At 56.0% G+C, this 15,658-nt stretch carries 17 protein-coding genes; 7 read left to right on the top strand and 10 right to left on the bottom strand.

Translation table 11 applies throughout. The annotated features are described in order from the left end of the window. Positions 1-272 precede the first annotated feature (272 nt). Positions 273-1,805, top strand: coding sequence for a SpoVR family protein (locus tag RY075_RS13760; protein ID WP_022651425.1), 1,533 nt, complete (start codon positions 273-275; stop codon positions 1,803-1,805). A gap of 114 nt (positions 1,806-1,919) precedes the next feature. On the opposite strand, the gene fadR is transcribed toward RY075_RS13760, so the two are convergent. Further along, the gene (gene fadR / locus RY075_RS13765; RefSeq protein WP_003859951.1) at positions 1,920-2,639 is read right to left on the bottom strand and encodes a fatty acid metabolism transcriptional regulator FadR; all 720 of its coding nucleotides are present in this window, start codon (positions 2,637-2,639) and stop codon (positions 1,920-1,922) included. A 201-nt stretch (positions 2,640-2,840) separates the two neighbouring features. Between fadR and nhaB the strand changes: the two genes are divergently transcribed. Next, positions 2,841-4,379, top strand: a complete 1,539-nt coding sequence (nhaB, locus tag RY075_RS13770; RefSeq protein WP_023314322.1) for a Na(+)/H(+) antiporter NhaB — start codon at positions 2,841-2,843, stop codon at positions 4,377-4,379. Positions 4,380-4,425: 46 nt separating this feature from the next. Beyond that, complete coding sequence (gene dsbB / locus RY075_RS13775; protein WP_017693268.1) at positions 4,426-4,956, top strand: disulfide bond formation protein DsbB; 531 nt, start codon at positions 4,426-4,428, stop codon at positions 4,954-4,956. Between the two features lie 99 nt (positions 4,957-5,055). On the opposite strand, the gene RY075_RS13780 is transcribed toward dsbB, so the two are convergent. From RY075_RS13780 to RY075_RS13790, 3 genes are all read right to left on the bottom strand, one after another. Next, positions 5,056-5,496, bottom strand: a complete 441-nt coding sequence (locus tag RY075_RS13780) for a YcgN family cysteine cluster protein (protein WP_015570314.1) — start codon at positions 5,494-5,496, stop codon at positions 5,056-5,058. Between the two features lie 93 nt (positions 5,497-5,589). Beyond that, positions 5,590-6,249, bottom strand: coding sequence for a fumarylacetoacetate hydrolase family protein (locus RY075_RS13785; RefSeq protein WP_003859945.1), 660 nt, complete (start codon positions 6,247-6,249; stop codon positions 5,590-5,592). Positions 6,250-6,296: 47 nt separating this feature from the next. Next, entirely contained in the window at positions 6,297-6,572 is a 276-nt protein-coding gene (locus RY075_RS13790) for a YcgL domain-containing protein (RefSeq protein ID WP_109948700.1), read from the bottom strand. Between the two features lie 123 nt (positions 6,573-6,695). Here RY075_RS13790 and minC point away from each other — a divergent pair, with 123 nt between their 5' ends. The 3 genes from minC to minE are packed head-to-tail and all read left to right on the top strand — an operon-like array spanning position 6,696 to position 8,508. After that, positions 6,696-7,403: a septum site-determining protein MinC gene (gene minC / locus RY075_RS13795; protein WP_017384318.1), complete on the top strand. Its 708-nt coding sequence runs from the start codon at positions 6,696-6,698 to the stop codon at positions 7,401-7,403. A gap of 22 nt (positions 7,404-7,425) precedes the next feature. Next, on the top strand, positions 7,426-8,238 hold the full coding sequence (gene minD / locus RY075_RS13800; RefSeq protein ID WP_003859938.1) for a septum site-determining protein MinD: 813 nt from the start codon (positions 7,426-7,428) through the stop codon (positions 8,236-8,238). A gap of 3 nt (positions 8,239-8,241) precedes the next feature. Next, positions 8,242-8,508 carry a cell division topological specificity factor MinE gene (minE, locus tag RY075_RS13805; RefSeq protein WP_003859937.1) on the top strand — a complete coding sequence of 89 codons (267 nt, stop codon included), beginning with the start codon at positions 8,242-8,244 and terminating at the stop codon, positions 8,506-8,508. Between the two features lie 86 nt (positions 8,509-8,594). On the opposite strand, the gene rnd is transcribed toward minE, so the two are convergent. The 5 genes from rnd to RY075_RS13830 form a co-directional block, all read right to left on the bottom strand. Further along, a complete protein-coding gene (gene rnd / locus RY075_RS13810; protein WP_122959317.1) occupies positions 8,595-9,710 on the bottom strand; it encodes a ribonuclease D in 1,116 nt (371 codons plus the stop codon). Between the two features lie 83 nt (positions 9,711-9,793). After that, positions 9,794-11,479, bottom strand: a complete 1,686-nt coding sequence (fadD, locus tag RY075_RS13815) for a long-chain-fatty-acid--CoA ligase FadD (protein ID WP_003859933.1) — start codon at positions 11,477-11,479, stop codon at positions 9,794-9,796. A gap of 203 nt (positions 11,480-11,682) precedes the next feature. After that, positions 11,683-12,264 carry a Slp family lipoprotein gene (locus RY075_RS13820; RefSeq protein ID WP_003859931.1) on the bottom strand — a complete coding sequence of 194 codons (582 nt, stop codon included), beginning with the start codon at positions 12,262-12,264 and terminating at the stop codon, positions 11,683-11,685. Positions 12,265-12,301: 37 nt separating this feature from the next. Continuing rightward, positions 12,302-12,997 (bottom strand): tRNA (adenosine(37)-N6)-threonylcarbamoyltransferase complex dimerization subunit type 1 TsaB, encoded by a 696-nt coding sequence (gene tsaB, locus RY075_RS13825; RefSeq protein ID WP_032658967.1) that lies wholly within the window; start codon positions 12,995-12,997, stop codon positions 12,302-12,304. Between the two features lie 66 nt (positions 12,998-13,063). Next, positions 13,064-14,974, bottom strand: coding sequence for an ATP-dependent DNA helicase (locus tag RY075_RS13830; protein WP_003859928.1), 1,911 nt, complete (start codon positions 14,972-14,974; stop codon positions 13,064-13,066). Positions 14,975-15,107: 133 nt separating this feature from the next. Here RY075_RS13830 and RY075_RS13835 point away from each other — a divergent pair, with 133 nt between their 5' ends. Then, on the top strand, positions 15,108-15,452 hold the full coding sequence (locus RY075_RS13835; RefSeq protein ID WP_003859927.1) for a RidA family protein: 345 nt from the start codon (positions 15,108-15,110) through the stop codon (positions 15,450-15,452). A 5-nt stretch (positions 15,453-15,457) separates the two neighbouring features. On the opposite strand, the gene RY075_RS13840 is transcribed toward RY075_RS13835, so the two are convergent. Next, on the bottom strand, positions 15,458-15,640 hold the full coding sequence (locus tag RY075_RS13840; protein WP_003859925.1) for a YoaH family protein: 183 nt from the start codon (positions 15,638-15,640) through the stop codon (positions 15,458-15,460). Positions 15,641-15,658: the final 18 nt, after the last annotated feature.

Raw genomic sequence — 15,658 nt, forward strand, 5'->3', positions numbered from 1 at the left:
ACCTAGTTGAAAATATTATTCAACATATGACTTTTTTATGGTGACTCAACTCACATATCCCGCTGTATCAGGGGATAGCGCTTATTTGGGATCTCCTGCTGCGCGTTATTTTTAACCAGTAGAAAATTCTGTGAGCACCGCTTTTTTTGCCGTATCGAAAACGTGAAATCGCAAAGAAAAAATTTCTGCGCCCCGCGTATTTGAATGGGGTGATCTATGCTTGAAAGGAGGCTCTCCAGTCAGAGAGAGCGACCAACAACGAGGGCGCGCTAATGGCTACACTAGATTCCATGTCCAGGGACAGCACCCGTCTGAGCGATGGACCCGACTGGACCTTCGAGTTGCTGGATGTCTACCTGGCGGAGATCGACCGGGTGGCCAAACTCTATCGTCTGGATACCTACCCCCATCAGATTGAAGTCATCACCTCGGAACAGATGATGGACGCTTACTCCAGCGTCGGGATGCCGATTAACTATCCGCACTGGTCGTTTGGTAAAAAATTCATTGAGACAGAGCGGCTGTATAAGCACGGGCAGCAGGGATTGGCGTATGAAATCGTCATTAACTCTAACCCATGTATTGCCTATCTGATGGAGGAGAACACCATTACCATGCAGGCGCTGGTGATGGCGCACGCCTGCTATGGACATAACTCGTTCTTCAAAAATAACTATCTGTTCCGCAGCTGGACGGACGCCAGCTCAATCGTTGATTACCTCATCTTCGCCCGTAACTACATTACCGACTGCGAAGAGCGCTACGGCGTGGACGAGGTTGAGAAACTGCTGGACTCCTGCCACGCGCTGATGAACTACGGCGTTGACCGCTATAAGCGTCCGCAGAAGATCTCCTTGCAGGAGGAGAAAGCCCGGCAGAAAAGCCGCGAGGAGTATCTGCAAAGCCAGGTGAATATGCTGTGGCGCACCCTGCCAAAACGTGAAGAGGAGAAAACCGTCGCCGAGGCGCGTCGCTACCCTTCCGAGCCGCAGGAAAACCTGCTCTACTTTATGGAGAAAAACGCCCCGCTGCTGGAGCCGTGGCAGCGTGAGATCCTGCGCATCGTGCGCAAGGTGAGCCAGTATTTCTATCCGCAGAAGCAGACCCAGGTCATGAACGAAGGCTGGGCGACCTTCTGGCACTACACCATTCTGAACCACCTGTATGACGAGGGAAAAGTCTCTGAACGGTTTATGATGGAGTTCCTGCACAGCCACACCAACGTGGTGTTCCAGCCGGCATATAACAGCCCGTGGTACAGCGGTATTAACCCGTACGCGCTCGGCTTTGCCATGTTCCAGGATATCAAGCGTATTTGTCAGTCGCCCACCGAAGAGGACAAATACTGGTTCCCGGATATTGCCGGTTCCGACTGGCTGGAAACGCTGCACTTCGCGATGCGTGATTTTAAGGATGAGAGCTTTATCAGCCAGTTCATGTCGCCGAAGATCATGCGTGATTTCCGCTTCTTCACCGTACTGGATGATGACCGCAACAACTTCCTGGAGATCTCCGCGATCCACAACGAAGAGGGCTATCGCGAGATCCGCTCGCGCCTGTCGTCCCAGTACAACCTGAGTAATCTTGAGCCGAACATTCAGGTGTGGAACGTGGATCTGCGCGGCGATCGCTCTCTGACGTTGCGCTATATTCCGCACAACCGCGCGCCGCTGGATAAGGGGCGTAAGGAAGTGCTGAAGCATGTGCATCGCCTGTGGGGATTTGACGTCTTGCTGGAACAGCAGAACGAAGATGGCAGCGTGGAGCTGCTGGAGCGGTGTCCGGCGCGGTTGAATACGCTGTAGTGGGATTTTTTGCCCGGTGGCGCTACGCTTACCGGGCCTACGGGACCTGTAGGCCGGCTCAGGCGAAGCCGCCACCCGGCGAAAAAAAACCTCTCAATCGAGAGGTTTTTTCTTTTACCGGCCCTGAATCGCTAAATCACCCGGCAGCGTTTTCTGCATCCGGTGCCAGATTTCACCGGAGTCGTGGCCGTAACGACGCACGGTTTCATAGACCTGATCGTGCAGCCCTTCGGTGCAGAGTTTGCTCAGTTTATGATAGAAGCCAAGCGCCAGACTGCGGGCTTCAGGGTTAGCAAAGTAGTGACGACCAATGCGCGTATATAACCCTTTCATTCCATTCAGGATCAGACCGTAAACCGGATTGCCGGAAGCAAACGCCAGACCACGGAACACGTTGTAATCCAGGGTCGCAAAGGCATCCGCGTGGTCTTCCACCTCATTGGCGGTAGCAAGTACCTTCAGCGCATCTTCAGGGTGCTGGCGAAACGCGGTGCGGATGAAAATGGTGGCGATGTTGGTGCGCACGGAAAGCAGATTATCAATCAGCTGCGGTACGCTTTCGTGATCGAGACGCGCCAGCGTTTCCAGAATGTTCAGCCCGGACGTTTCCCAGAAGTTATTCACTTTAGTGGGTTTGCCATGCTGTATCGTCAACCAGCCATCGCGCGCCAGACGCTGGAGCACTTCTCGCAGCGTGGTACGGGTGACGCCAATCAGTTCAGAGAGTTCGCGTTCAGCAGGTAGAATTGATCCCGCAGGGAAACGATTATTCCAGATGCTTTCAATGATGTACTCTTCCGCGAAACCCGCCGGGCTCTGCGCCTTAATGACCATAGTGAGATTTCCATTACACAGCTTTAGCAAATTGCACTCATCATACCAGAGGCGTGCAGAGGCAGATAGCGCAGCAGAGACAGAAAAGAGGGATCGCCGTTTCATTTTTATGAAATTTACAAATGGCTTAATCCCCCGCTTTGCCGCCATTTTTGCGTATACTGATGTCTTGTCTTATTTGACGGGGAAAGGACGTCTGTCGTGGAAATTTCATTTGGGCGCGCGCTGTGGCGCAACTTTTTAGGTCAGTCACCTGACTGGTACAAACTCACTTTACTGGTATTCCTGGTCGTTAATCCCGTTATCTTTTTGCTGGATCCCTTCGTTGCCGGGTGGATGTTGGTCGCCGAGTTTATCTTTACCCTGGCGATGGCGCTGAAGTGCTATCCGCTGTTGCCCGGCGGGCTGCTGGCGCTGGAAGCCGTGGTCATTGGAATGACCAGCGCGGAGCATGTTAAAAACGAGATAGCGTCGAATCTTGAAGTCCTGCTGCTGCTGATCTTCATGGTGGCGGGGATCTACTTTATGAAGCAGCTTCTGCTGTTTATCTTCACCCGTTTGCTGCTGAGCATTCCGTCGAAAACGCTGCTCTCGCTGGCGTTTTGCCTCGCCGCAGCCTTCCTCTCTGCCTTCCTGGATGCGCTGACGGTCGTGGCGGTAGTGATCAGCGTCGCCGTCGGCTTTTACGGGATTTACCACCGGGTGGCCTCGTCTCGTCCTGGCGATAACTTGCAGGACGACAGCCACGTTGAGGCGCACAACCGCGATGTGCTGGAACAGTTCCGCGCATTTCTGCGCAGCCTGATGATGCATGCAGGCGTGGGGACGGCGCTGGGCGGCGTGATGACCATGGTCGGGGAGCCGCAAAACCTGATTATCGCCAAAGCAGCTGAGTGGCATTTTGGCGAATTTTTCCTGCGCATGGCGCCGGTCAGCGTACCCGTGCTGGTCTGCGGGTTAGCCACCTGTGTGCTGGTTGAAAAATTCAACCTCTTTGGGTATGGCGCGACGTTGCCCGATCAGGTCCGCCAGGAGCTGCATAAGTTTGACGAGCAGAGCCGCAAACAACGCACGCGCCAGGAGACGCTGCGCCTGATTGCACAGGGCTTCATCGGCGTGTGGCTTATCGCTGCGCTGGCCTTCCACCTTGCCGAGGTGGGGCTGATTGGCCTGTCGGTAATTATCCTTGCAACCAGCCTGGGCGGCGTTACGGACGAACATGCTATTGGAAAAGCCTTTACCGAAGCGCTGCCGTTTACCGCCCTGCTGGCGGTGTTTTTTGCCGTCGTGGCGGTGATTATTGACCAACATCTGTTCGCGCCGATCATCGCGTTTGTGCTTCAGGCTACGCCAGATTCGCAGCTAACGCTGTTCTATTTGTTTAACGGTCTGTTGTCCTCTATATCCGATAACGTCTTTGTCGGGACGGTATACATCAATGAGGCCAAAGCCGCGATGGAGCAAGGGATTGTCAGCAGTGAACAGTTCGAGCTGCTGGCGGTGGCGATCAACACCGGAACCAACCTCCCCTCCGTGGCAACCCCGAACGGTCAGGCGGCATTCCTCTTCCTTCTGACCTCGGCACTGGCGCCACTCATACGACTTTCTTATGGAAGAATGGTCTGGATGGCGCTGCCGTATACGCTGGTGCTTACCCTGGTTGGTTTACTGTGCATCAAAATTACTCTCGTTCCCTGTACGCAATGGTTATTGCAAGCAGGTATACTTGCGGCGCATTAAAATTCGTTTACACTGCGCTGTCTAAGCATGTTCCAGGGAAATGATTATGTTGCGATTTTTGAACCAGTGCTCACGCGGTCGCGGAGCGTGGTTGTTGATGGCCCTGACCGCCTTTGCGCTGGAAATGGTCGCGCTGTGGTTTCAGCATGTGATGGGGCTGAAACCTTGCGTACTGTGTATTTATGAGCGTTGTGCGCTGTTCGGCATTATGGGCGCGGGTCTGGTAGGTGCGATTGCACCCAAATCACCGTTACGCTATGCGGCAATTGCCATCTGGCTGTACAGCGCCGGGAAAGGCATTGCGCTTGCCTGGGAGCACACCCAAATGCAGCTTCACCCGTCGCCGTTTATGACCTGCGATTTTGCCGCCCGCTTCCCGAGCTGGCTGCCGCTGGATAAATGGCTGCCGCAGGTGTTTGTGGCCTCCGGTGACTGCTCTGTACGCCAGTGGGAATTCCTGACGCTGGAGATGCCGCAGTGGCTGGTGGGCATTTTTGTCGCCTACTTTGTGGTGGCGCTGCTGGTGCTGATTGCCCAGCCGTTCAAACCAAAGAAACGCGATCTTTTTGGACGGTAAAAGCAAAACGGCAACGTCAGTTTTGCAGGTCGGGTAAGCGCAGCGCCACTCGACAAAATTGCGCACAATAAAAAACCCGCCTCGGCGGGTTTTTTATTGTCACCGATTAGGGTGATTCATAATGTGGTCTTCCCAGTCCCGCACCTCGGACTCTTTCACCGCTATGTGGCGCACGGAAATACGTTCACCGTGCATCGCCGCTTTCGACCCCGTCAACAGCGGATGCCATGTGGGCAGATCTTTCCCTTCCGCCAGCAGGCGATACGCGCAGGTATGCGGCAGCCACTCAAAGGTCGGTAGATTTTCACGGGTTAACTTGATGCAGTCCGGCTCATATTCGAAACGGCGCTCATAGTTGCGGCACTGGCAGGTTTTGATGTTTAACTGCTTGCAGGCTACGTTGGTGAAATAGATCTCGTCCGAATCTTCATCCATCAGCTTATGCAGGCAGCACTGCCCGCAGCCGTCACACAACGATTCCCACTCCGCGTCGGTCATGTCGTCGAGAGTTTTGCTTTGCCAGAAAGGAATGTCGTTCATCGGGATGTCCACACGTCAAAATAGAGCACACCTTATAACGAGTCTGGCACGTTGATGCAAGTTTTGCCGCCCTTTTCAGGCGGCAAGGTGCTTTTACAGCACGCGGGTTTTCAGCGACAGGCCGTTAAAACTGACATCCAGTTCGTCGCCGCTAAGCAGCGGCCCCACACCTTCCGGAGTGCCGGTGAGGATCACGTCGCCAGGTTTCAGGGTGAAGAAGCGGCTCATGTAGGCAATCAGCGGAACGATCTTATGGATCATGTCAGCGGTCGTTCCCTGCTGGCGGATCTCGCCGTTGACCTTCAGGCTGAGCGGCGTGTTCTGCGGATCGTCGGTAAATTCACTCACCGGAATGAAACCGGAAATCGGGCATGAATTATCAAAACCCTTCGCTTTTTCCCACGGCTGCCCCGCTTTCTTCATTTTGCCCTGAACATCACGCAGCGTCAGGTCAAGCGCGACACCGTAACCCGCAATCGCTTTCTCTACATGCTCTTCGGTCGCCTGGCGCAGCGTCGCGCCGATCAGCACCGCCAGCTCCACTTCATGATGCACCGAGCCCAGTCCCTGCGGCAGAACCAGCGGCTGGCGAATATCGCACAGTGCGGTTTCTGGCTTAATAAACAGAACCGGCTCTTCCGGCACGGCGCTGCCCATCTCCTGAATATGTTTTGCATAGTTGCTGCCCACGCAGACCACTTTGCTGACGGGATAATCCAGTAATGCACCTTGCCAGTTATGATGTTGATACATGGTCGACCCCTAATCGGTTGATGAGTTGTTCCCGGAAGGACCCGGGCTTATTTCTTTCCGCTCACCTCAAGATGCTGTTTTAATAAATTCTCCGGTGGCGGCGGAAGCTGTAAATAATAGCCCTGCTCGGTTAACGCCTTTTTGACTTTCTCCAGATCGGCGTTCACCAGCTTCTTACGGCCGTCCAGCGGCAACAGCATCGCCAGCTGCGGTCGGCCAAAGCTTTTCATTAATTCTTCAGGCACGCGGGAAAAATCGTCTTTCTTTTCGACATAAAGGTAGCTCTGGTCGCGGCTGGTACTTCTGTAGATCACACAAAACATGTTTTTACTCTGAATTAACGGGTGGTTGCTTGCCTCAATATACTCCTGACTATAACATGCCTGATACTCTTCGGAATATCGCGGCGATGTGTTGCGGTTAATAGCAAATTGAGTAAGGCCAGGATGTCAAATACGCCCATCGAGCTTAAAGGCAGTAGCTTCACCTTATCAGTGGTTCATTTGCATGATGCAAAACCCGAGGTTATTCGTCAGGCGTTAGAAGACAAAATCGCGCAGGCTCCCGCTTTTCTTAAGCATGCTCCTGTCGTCGTCAATGTAAGCGACCTTGAGGGGCCGGTTAACTGGAAGCGGCTCCAGCAGGCCGTCGCCTCCACGGGGTTGCGCATCGTGGGCATTAGCGGCTGCAAAGACGCAGAGTTAAAAGCCGAAATTGAACGCGCGGGTTTGCCCTTGTTAAACGAGGGCAAAGAAAAAGCCCCACGTGCAACGCCTGCAACCGTTCCCGCTCCCCCGCCTCCGGCGCAAAATGTAGCCCCAGTCACAAAAACGCGATTGATTGATCTGCCGGTTCGTTCCGGTCAGCGCATTTATGCGCCAAACTGTGATCTGATTGTTACAAGCCACGTCAGTGCGGGCGCTGAACTGATTGCAGATGGCAATATTCACGTTTACGGTATGATGCGTGGACGTGCGCTTGCGGGCGCCAGCGGCGATCGAGAAGCACAAATTTTTTGTACTCACCTGACGGCAGAACTGGTGTCTATCGCAGGTGAATATTGGCTGAGCGATAAAATCCCAGCCGAATTTTATGGCAAAGCGGCCCGTCTGCAACTGGCAGATAACGCTTTGACCGTTCAACCGTTAAATTGATCCCTTTTAACAAGGAATTTCTATGGCACGCATTATTGTTGTGACTTCGGGTAAAGGAGGCGTTGGCAAGACCACCTCCAGCGCGGCCATCGCTACTGGTTTGGCCCAGAAGGGAAAGAAAACCGTCGTAATCGACTTCGATATCGGTCTGCGTAACCTGGACCTGATCATGGGTTGCGAGCGTCGCGTGGTGTATGACTTCGTGAACGTCATTCAGGGCGATGCCACCCTTAACCAGGCGCTGATTAAAGATAAGCGTACCGAGAACCTCTACATTCTTCCGGCGTCCCAGACCCGTGATAAAGACGCCCTGACCCGCGAAGGCGTGGAAAAGGTGCTCGACGATCTGAAAAAGATGGAGTTCGACTTCGTGGTCTGCGACTCCCCGGCCGGTATCGAAACCGGCGCGCTGATGGCGCTCTACTTCGCGGATGAAGCCATCATCACCACCAACCCGGAGGTCTCGTCAGTACGTGATTCCGATCGTATTCTCGGCATTCTGGCCTCGAAATCCCGTCGCGCGGAAAATGGCCAGGAGCCAATCAAAGAGCACCTGCTGCTGACCCGCTACAACCCGGGCCGGGTGAACAAAGGTGACATGCTGAGCATGGAAGACGTGCTGGAGATCCTGCGCATCAAACTGGTTGGCGTGATCCCGGAAGATCAGTCCGTGTTGCGCGCCTCTAACCAGGGCGAGCCCGTGATCCTGGATACACAGGCAGACGCGGGTAAAGCGTATGCGGATACCGTTGACCGTCTGCTGGGAGAAGAACGTCCTTTCCGCTTCATTGAAGAAGAGAAGAAAGGTTTCCTCAAACGCCTGTTCGGAGGATAAGTTATGGCATTACTGGACTTTTTTCTCTCGCGGAAAAAAAGCACCGCCAACATCGCAAAAGAACGTCTGCAAATCATTGTGGCGGAACGTCGTCGTAGCGACGCCGAACCGCACTACCTGCCGCAGCTGCGCAAAGACATTCTGGAAGTGATCTGCAAATACGTGCAGATTGACCCGGAAATGGTCACCGTTCAGCTGGAGCAAAAAGACGGGGATATTTCGATTCTGGAGCTGAACGTCACGCTTCCGGAAGCGGAAGAGTCGCGTTAATCCGGTTGTGGTTTTGTAGGCCGGGCAAGCAACGCGCCACCCGGCAATTTCCCCGGTGGCGCTGCGCTTACCGGGGCTACAATTCTTTAGCGCGGATACCCTTCCAGCAGGGTATTCAGGCGTTCGGCCATCAGTTCCCCCCGCCATCCGGCGACCAGCTCCGGTAAACCATTTTGCGGTTTCAACTTCCAGTGCCAGTTCAGCAGCTGGTTAATCTGACGACGTGAAGCCAGCAGTTCGGCACTCAGTTTACTTTCCCCCGCCACCGTCTGCACCAGCGCTTTGATATCTTTGAATGCCTTGCGGTAGCCCGGCATATCCATCAGGTTAAGCAGTGGTTCTGGCAGTGCGTCCTCCGGCAGCTGCTGAGCTTTCTCTACCAGCGCGAGCAGCGTTTTACCGTGGAAACGGATCTCACTCCCGGAAAGGCCAATGCTGTCCAGTTCGCCAAGGCTACCCGGCATATAGCGCGCCACCGCCCACAGGTGTTCTTCACGCACCACGAAGTTAACCGCCAGATCGCGCTCACGTGCTTTACGCAGACGCCAGTCAGCCAGCAGTTGCAGACAGGCCAGCTGGCGGGTGCGCAGCTGCCAGGCGTTGGTGATGTCACGCCAGGCCTCTTTCGGATCAACCACTTCCTGACGACGCTGCTGCGTCATGCGGCACTCGTCCAGTGCGGCAGACAGCCAACCGGACGCCTCAGCCTCTTTCATAAGCTGGCCGGCAATTGGAAGAAGGTAAAAGACGTCTGCCGCGGCGTATTCAAGCTGACGCGCCGTTAGGGGACGCGCGAGCCAGTCGGTACGCGATTCGCTCTTATCCAGCGTCAGACCGGTGTACTCTTCCACCATCGCGGCGAAGCCCCAGGAGAGCGGACGACCGCTGAACGCCGCGAGGATCTGGGTATCAATCAGCGGCTGCGGCATGATGCCAAAAGTGTTGAGAAAGACTTCCAGATCTTCACTGCCCGCGTGCAGATATTTGGTCACGGCGGTATCCAGCAACAGCTCGCGCATTGGCGCCCAGTCGGTAATGCCGAGGGGGTCAATCAATGACACGTGTTTGCCGTCATACATCTGAATCAGACCCAGCTGCGGATAGTACGTTCGGGTGCGGACAAATTCCGTATCCAGGGCGATAGCAGGAAATTCACGCGTCACCTCGCACAGCGAAGCCAGCTCGTCGTTGGTAGTGATCATCTGGTAATTCAAATCGGACTCTCTTTTGTTTGCGCCCATAAAAAACGCCGGCTTAACCGGCGTCTGGGCGATTAACGTGAAGCTCAGGCCTTATTGTCCACTTTGGCACGGGCTTCGTCACGTAATTCTCGTCGTAATATCTTCCCGACGTTGGATTTCGGCAGCTCATCCCGGAATTCCACCAGCTTCGGCACTTTATAGCCCGTCAGCTGACGGCGACAGAACGTTATCAGCGCATCCTCGGTCAGAGAAGGATCTTTCTTGACCACAAATATCTTCACCGCTTCACCGCTGCTGCCTGAAGGAACGCCCACCGCCGCCACTTCCAGCACGCCGCTGTGCTGCATCACCACGTCTTCGATTTCGTTCGGATAGACGTTGAACCCTGACACCAGGATCATGTCTTTCTTGCGATCGACGATGCGCAGGAAGCCTTCGTCATCCATCACCGCGATGTCGCCCGTGTGCAGCCAGCCGTCTTTGATGATCTCATCCGTGGCATCCGGACGTTGCCAGTAGCCCAGCATCACCTGCGGCCCTCTGACGCATAGCTCCCCTGGCTCACCGTGAGGCACTTCGTTATCCTCATCATCCACCAGTTTTGCTTCCGTCGACGGGACCGGCAGACCGATACTGCCGCTGTGGTAGTCGATGTCATGCGGGTTAACGCTGACCAGCGGGGCGCACTCCGTCAGGCCATAGCCCTCCAGCAGATACTGCCCGGTGAGTTTCACCCAGCGCTCGGCAACAGCCTGCTGAACCGGCATCCCGCCGCCCGCGGAGAGGTGCAGCGTGGAGAAATCGAGCTGCTGGAACTCTTTATTGTTAAGCAGCGCGTTAAACAGGGTGTTCACGCCGGTCATGGCGGTGAACGGGTATTTCGCCAGCTCTTTGACCAGCCCCGGGATATCGCGCGGGTTGGTGATCAATACGTTTTGACCGCCAAGCTCGATAAACAGCAGGCAGTTCATGGTCAGCGCAAAAATGTGATACAGCGGAAGCGCGGTGATCACCAGCTCCTTGCCCGGGTGCAGCAGCGGCCCGTAGGTGGCGTTAACCTGCTCAAGGTTCGCCAGCATGTTACGGTGGGTCAGCATCGCCCCTTTCGCCACGCCGGTGGTGCCGCCCGTGTATTGCAGGAAGGCCAGATCCTCGGACACGATCTCCGGCTTTACGTATTGCATCCGGTAGCCCGCATGCAGGGCGCGGCGGAAGGAGATGGCATCCGGCAGGTGGTATTTCGGCACCAGCCGCTTAACGTATTTAACGACAAAGTTGACCAGCGTACCTTTCGCGGTAGAGAGCTGGTCACCCATGCGCGTCAGGATGACGTGCTTAACCTGAGTTTTTTCAACGACTTTTTCCAGCGTGTGGGCAAAGTTGGAGACAATCACAATCGCCGCCGCGCCGCTGTCATTCAACTGATGTTCCAGCTCGCGCGGGGTATAGAGCGGGTTAACGTTAACCACGATCATCCCTGCCCTGAGGATGCCGAACAGCGCCACCGGGTATTGCAGAAGGTTTGGCATCATCAGCGCGACGCGATCCCCTTTCTGCAAGCCCAACCCTTCCTGTAAATAGGCCGCAAACGCCCGGCTGCGTTCTTCCAGCTTACGGAAGGTCATCACTTCGCCCATATTCACAAACGCGGGCTGGTCAGCGTAGCGCCGTACCGAGTGTTCAAATAGTTCAATCAGGGATTGATAACGGTCAGGATTGATCTCCGCAGGGACATCCGCGGGATAACGGTTAAGCCAAACCTTTTTCAATGCATCACCTCTGAAATGAGTGTTCGTCGTCATCACAGCCCCGATAATAAACAGTTTGTTAACATTATATTAACTCAGCGTACCAGTTTATTAATTGTTCAGATTGCAGGTTGCGAAGCGCGTCACTCTTTTTTTTCGTTTTATCCGTAAAAAAACAGAGACAGCGGCTGAGCCGCTGTCTCTTTCCTAGCAATAACAGTAACTTACTCAGTTACTATTGTTTGAACCTGTGCAGGGCCTGGATTGTACCACCCCCAGCCACCGTAGCCGTAACGATACGGATGCGGTCCCCACATCCACGGATCGATTGGCTGTGGCGGCATCACCACCTGCTGGGCGATACGCCAGCGTTTGTAGCCGTTCACCTGCATGGTCATAAATTTGTATGGCGTATTGCCGATTTTCCCCGCCACCGAACCGGTAATCGGCCCGACGACGGTCACCAGCTGCCCGCGGAAATCTACCGGATCGAGGAAGCCGCTGACGTCAGCGTAGATCCGCCCGCGCGAGGCTTCACCCAGAACAGGCCGCGCGCCGTCGTCCAGTGGAACGGTGGCAATCTCCAGCCGGGTTTTCCCCTGCTGGTTTAGCACTTCAACCACCTTGCCGCCAAACCGCGCTTCCTGCCCGACATACAGCTCCGGGGCATTCATCACGCGTACCAGATCCTGCTGTGGCGTCGGGCTGGTGCCCTTGATCGCATCAGGAACGGTGACGCACCCGCTCAGTGCTATGGCAACCGCGCCTGCCATAAAAAAGCGTACAACTTTAGTCTGAACCGCCATGATGCGACTCCTTTTTCTCAGTTCCTGTTACTGAGATTCACTCGCGGCCAGGAAGTTTCTTCCACGCGACGGTGTTTCGTAAATAAACCGGTTCAGCGTGTTCAACCGCCACGGTTTTTCCTGCGGCAAACAGCTGACAGGCAATCGGCAGCATATCTTCGGCGGCGGGCAGGAGCATGTTACCGTCCACCAGCGTAAGGCCGGTGTCCTTCGCCATCTCCGGCCACGCCGCCCAGCCGGTTCCGACCGTCGCCCACTCACCGGAGAGCTGTTTCAGGCGCCCGGTGACGGCTTCAGGTTTAAGCACCGCTTCCGTCTCTTCGCCGTGCCAGACGCCGTTTTCGTCACGGGTGTACTCCGCCCAGTAGACTTCCCCCATGCGGGCATCAATCGCAGCCAGCACGCGGGTGGCGCCGGTCATGCGCCATGCTCCCTGGGCCATGGTCGCAAGCGTGGAGACGCCGATCATCGGCAGGTCAGCGCCCAGCGCCAGCCCCTGCGCAATGCCAATCCCGATACGTACGCCCGTAAAGCTGCCCGGACCACGGCCGTAGGCCAGCGCGTCGAGGTCAGTCAGGGCGGTGTTGCCCTCGGTTAAAATGGTTTTTACCAGGGGCAGAATACGTTGGGTGTGTTCCCGTGGGCACTCTTCGAAATGAGCAAAAATCGTACCGTCGTTCCACAGGGCAACGGAACAGGCCTCTGTCGCGGTATCAATAGCCAGAATTCGCATCAGTCGTCGCGCTCTCGCAATGGTCAGTCACAAAATGGCGCGCATCTTAACACACTCCGGGAAGAATTACTCCGCCGTCGGGTTCGCCAGGAAGCGGACCGCGCGTTTAATATCCCGCGTGCGCGGCGCGGGCGGCAGGCTGGCGAGGAAGGTCGCGCCGTAGGGACGCATCACCAGGCGGTTGTCGCAGATCACCAGCACCCCGCGATCGGTGACGTCGCGGATCAGTCGCCCTACCCCCTGTTTAAGCGTGATGACCGCGTCCGGCAGCTGGACGTCGTCGAACGGATCGCCCCCGCGCAGACGGCAGTCCTCCATGCGCGCTTTCAGAAGCGGATCGTCCGGCGATGTAAACGGCAGCTTATCGATAATCACCAGCGAGAGCGTGTCGCCGCGCACGTCCACCCCTTCCCAGAAGCTGCTGGTCGCCACCAGCAGGGCATTACCGGCGCTGACAAACTGCTGGAGCAGCTGGCCTTTACTGGTTTCTCCCTGCAACAGCACCGGTAGCGTCATGGTGGCGCGGAACTGCTCGGCCAGATCGCGCATCATGGCGTGTGAGGTGCAGAGCATAAAGCAGCGCCCGTTGTTGGCCTCGATCATCGGCTTCAGCATGGCCGCCAGATGGCGCGCCGCGCCCGGCTGGTTAGGCAGCGGCAGATTGCGCGGCACGCACAGCAGCGCCTGTCTCTCATAGTCGAACGGGCTCGGCAGAAGCAGGGATTCCGCCTGCTCAATGCCGAGGCGCTCGGTAAAGTGGTGCAGATCGTCATTGACCGACAGCGTGGCCGAGGTAAAGACCCAGGTGCCGGGCTTTTGCGCCATCACCTCTTTAAATTTATCAGCAACGGTCAGCGGCGTGAGCGCCAGGGTGAAGTGGCGCGAGGTACATTCGTACCAGTAGCTGTAGCCCGGCTGGTTGATCTCTTTCAGCCGCTTCAGCCGCCCACGGTAAAGCGTGGCGCGCTCGAAGGCGGCGTCCAGCAGCGCTGAACGTCCGAGGGACAGTTTCGCCACGTCGTAACAGAGTTCAAGGGCATCATCGAGCAGCAGCAGCGCGCGCTGGATATTTTTGTCTGCGAGCAGTTCGCGCAGGTTGCCGCGATAGCCCGGCTCGCCAAGCTGTAAGCGGAAATCCTGTGCGCATTGCGCCAGGCGGTCCGCGCACTTCTGCAACTGCTGGGTATCTTTGAGTTCGGTGCGATAGGCAATGGTAATATCTTTCGCCAGATCCTGAAGCTGACGGCTGGAGAGCGACTGACCAAAATACTGGCTGGCGATGTCCGGTAGCTGATGGGCTTCATCGAAGATCATCACCTCCGCCTCCGGGATCAGCTCGCCGAAACCACTGTCCTTGACCACCATATCCGCAAGAAACAGGTGATGGTTCACCACCACCACGTCCGCGTCCATCGCGGTTTTACGCGCTTTCACCACAAAACAGTCTTTATACAGCGGGCAGTCGCTGCCGAGGCAGTTGTCATTGGTGCTGGTCACCAGCGGCCAGGCCGGGGAGTCTTCCGGCACGCTCGCGCAGGTGCTGATGTCCCCCTCCTCCGTCTGGTTGGCCCAGGCGCGCAGGACGATCACATCGCTCAGGGTTTGTACCGGCAGGTCGCCGCCCGCCAGCGCCTGCTGTTCAAGACGCTCCAGACACAGGTAGTTAGAACGCCCTTTCAGCAAGGCCAGACGCCCTTTGTATTTCAGCGCTTTCGCCACCGTGGGTAAATCGCGGCTGTAGAGCTGATCCTGGAGCGCTTTTGATCCCGTAGAGATGATCACCTTCTTTTTCGCCCGCAGCGCAGGAGCGAGGTAAGCATACGTTTTCCCCGTACCGGTACCGGCCTCCACGACCAGCGGCTGCGCCTTGTCGATAGCGTGCGCAACGGCATGCGCCATCTGACGTTGGGGTTCGCGCGGTTTAAAGCCGGGAATAGCCTGTGCTAACTGACCCTCTGGGGAAAAATCGTCTGCCACGGTGTTCTCTCACTGTATTTTTGCACAGGGATTATGTCAGCCCCTTCTCTCCGGTGCCACCCCAAATAGTGACGACGGCGGAACATTATGGCAGTCTTGCCGCCTGACGACGAAAGATAACGAGGATACGTTTATGACAATTACGCGCATTGATGCCGAAGCCCGCTGGTCTGATGTGGTGATCCACAACCAGACGCTGTACTACACCGGCGTCCCTGCCAATCTGGACGCCGACGCCTTCGAGCAGACCGCCAACACCCTGGCGCAGATCGACGCCGTACTGGAAAAACAGGGCAGCGACAAATCCCGCATTCTGGATGCGACGATTTTTCTGGCGAATAAAGACGATTTCGCGGCGATGAATAAAGCATGGGATGCGTGGGTGGTGGCGGGTCACGCGCCTGTACGCTGCACCGTACAGGCCACGCTGATGAAACCGGAATATAAGGTTGAGATCAAGATTATCGCGGCAGTGTAAGCCGGTTATTCTTCATCTTCATCCTCAAAGCGCGCCACGATCCGCTCGCCGGTATGGGTGGCGCGAAGTTCTTCCGCGACCTGGGAAATTGCCTGTCCGCTGCTCATCCCCTGGGACATCAGCTCCTGAATACGTTCAACGGCTTTCTGCTGTTGGTCATGGCTGAGAGAAGGTAAACCTGCAAACATCGTTAACTCCTGCTAAAT

It is taken from the genome of Enterobacter sp. JJBC (assembly GCF_036936505.1).
GTDB classification, from domain to species: Bacteria; Pseudomonadota; Gammaproteobacteria; order Enterobacterales; family Enterobacteriaceae; genus Enterobacter; species Enterobacter hormaechei_C.

Coding starts and splice junctions, on each gene's coding strand:
- RY075_RS13760 (WP_022651425.1), top strand. CDS start 273: ATGGCTACACTAGATTCCATGTCCAGGGACAGCACCCGTCTGAGCGAT.
- fadR (WP_003859951.1), bottom strand. CDS start 2,639: ATGGTCATTAAGGCGCAGAGCCCGGCGGGTTTCGCGGAAGAGTACATC.
- dsbB (WP_017693268.1), top strand. CDS start 4,426: ATGTTGCGATTTTTGAACCAGTGCTCACGCGGTCGCGGAGCGTGGTTG.
- RY075_RS13780 (WP_015570314.1), bottom strand. CDS start 5,496: ATGAACGACATTCCTTTCTGGCAAAGCAAAACTCTCGACGACATGACC.
- RY075_RS13785 (WP_003859945.1), bottom strand. CDS start 6,249: ATGTATCAACATCATAACTGGCAAGGTGCATTACTGGATTATCCCGTC.
- RY075_RS13790 (WP_109948700.1), bottom strand. CDS start 6,572: ATGTTTTGTGTGATCTACAGAAGTACCAGCCGCGACCAGAGCTACCTT.
- minC (WP_017384318.1), top strand. CDS start 6,696: ATGTCAAATACGCCCATCGAGCTTAAAGGCAGTAGCTTCACCTTATCA.
- minD (WP_003859938.1), top strand. CDS start 7,426: ATGGCACGCATTATTGTTGTGACTTCGGGTAAAGGAGGCGTTGGCAAG.
- minE (WP_003859937.1), top strand. CDS start 8,242: ATGGCATTACTGGACTTTTTTCTCTCGCGGAAAAAAAGCACCGCCAAC.
- rnd (WP_122959317.1), bottom strand. CDS start 9,710: ATGATCACTACCAACGACGAGCTGGCTTCGCTGTGCGAGGTGACGCGT.
- RY075_RS13820 (WP_003859931.1), bottom strand. CDS start 12,264: ATGGCGGTTCAGACTAAAGTTGTACGCTTTTTTATGGCAGGCGCGGTT.
- tsaB (WP_032658967.1), bottom strand. CDS start 12,997: ATGCGAATTCTGGCTATTGATACCGCGACAGAGGCCTGTTCCGTTGCC.
- RY075_RS13835 (WP_003859927.1), top strand. CDS start 15,108: ATGACAATTACGCGCATTGATGCCGAAGCCCGCTGGTCTGATGTGGTG.
- RY075_RS13840 (WP_003859925.1), bottom strand. CDS start 15,640: ATGTTTGCAGGTTTACCTTCTCTCAGCCATGACCAACAGCAGAAAGCC.